This is a genomic window from Allobosea sp. 10N428, assembly GCF_056394545.1.
On record NZ_JBFTIC010000035.1, the window covers coordinates 1 to 1,154 of the forward strand.

Consider the following 1,154-nt stretch of genomic DNA (forward strand, 5'->3'; position numbering starts at 1 on the left):
ATGGCCAAAGAGAAATTCGCTCGTACGAAGCCGCACTGCAACATTGGCACGATTGGTCACGTTGACCATGGCAAGACGTCGTTGACGGCTGCGATCACGAAGGTTCTGGCCGAGACCGGCGGCGCGTCGTTCACGGCGTATGACCAGATCGACAAGGCGCCGGAAGAGAAGGCCCGTGGCATCACGATCTCGACGGCGCACGTCGAGTACGAGACCCCGGCGCGTCACTACGCCCATGTCGACTGCCCTGGCCACGCCGACTATGTGAAGAACATGATCACGGGCGCGGCGCAGATGGACGGCGCGATCCTGGTGGTGTCGGCTGCCGACGGCCCGATGCCGCAGACCCGCGAGCACATCCTGCTGGCGCGCCAGGTCGGCGTTCCCGCGCTGGTGGTGTTCATGAACAAGGTCGATCTCGTCGATGACGCCGAGCTGCTCGAGCTGGTCGAGATGGAGATCCGCGAGCTTCTCTCGAAGTACGACTTCCCCGGCGACGACATCCCGATCACCAAGGGTTCGGCGAAGGCCGCGCTCGACAACGTCACGCCGGAAATCGGCCATGACGCGGTGATCGCGCTGATGAAGACGGTCGACGACTACATCCCGCAGCCGGAGCGCCCGATCGACCAGCCGTTCCTGATGCCGGTCGAGGACGTGTTCTCGATCTCGGGCCGCGGCACGGTGGTGACCGGCCGCGTCGAGCGCGGCATCGTCAAGGTTGGCGAGGAAATCGAGATCGTCGGCCTGAAGGACACCGTGAAGACGACCGTCACGGGCGTCGAGATGTTCCGCAAGCTGCTCGACCAGGGCCAGGCCGGCGACAACATCGGCGCGCTGCTGCGCGGCACGAAGCGCGAGGACGTCGAGCGCGGCCAGGTGCTGTGCAAGCCGGGCTCGGTGAAGCCGCACACGAAGTTCAAGGCCGAGGCCTACATCCTGACGAAGGAAGAGGGTGGCCGTCACACGCCGTTCTTCACCAACTACCGCCCGCAGTTCTACTTCCGCACGACGGACGTGACCGGCGTGGTGACCCTGCCGGAAGGCACGGAGATGGTGATGCCGGGCGACAACATCTCGATGGAGGTGACGCTGATCGCCCCGATCGCGATGGAAGAGAAGCTGCGCTTCGCCATCCGCGAAGGCGGCCGCAC

General features: G+C 65.1%; 1 protein-coding gene. It reads left to right on the forward strand.

Annotated features, from left to right (window positions below; genetic code table 11):
* A partial coding sequence (gene tuf, locus AC1DDA_RS27380; protein WP_476798091.1) for an elongation factor Tu occupies positions 1-1,154 on the forward strand: 1,154 nt, incomplete at its 3' end.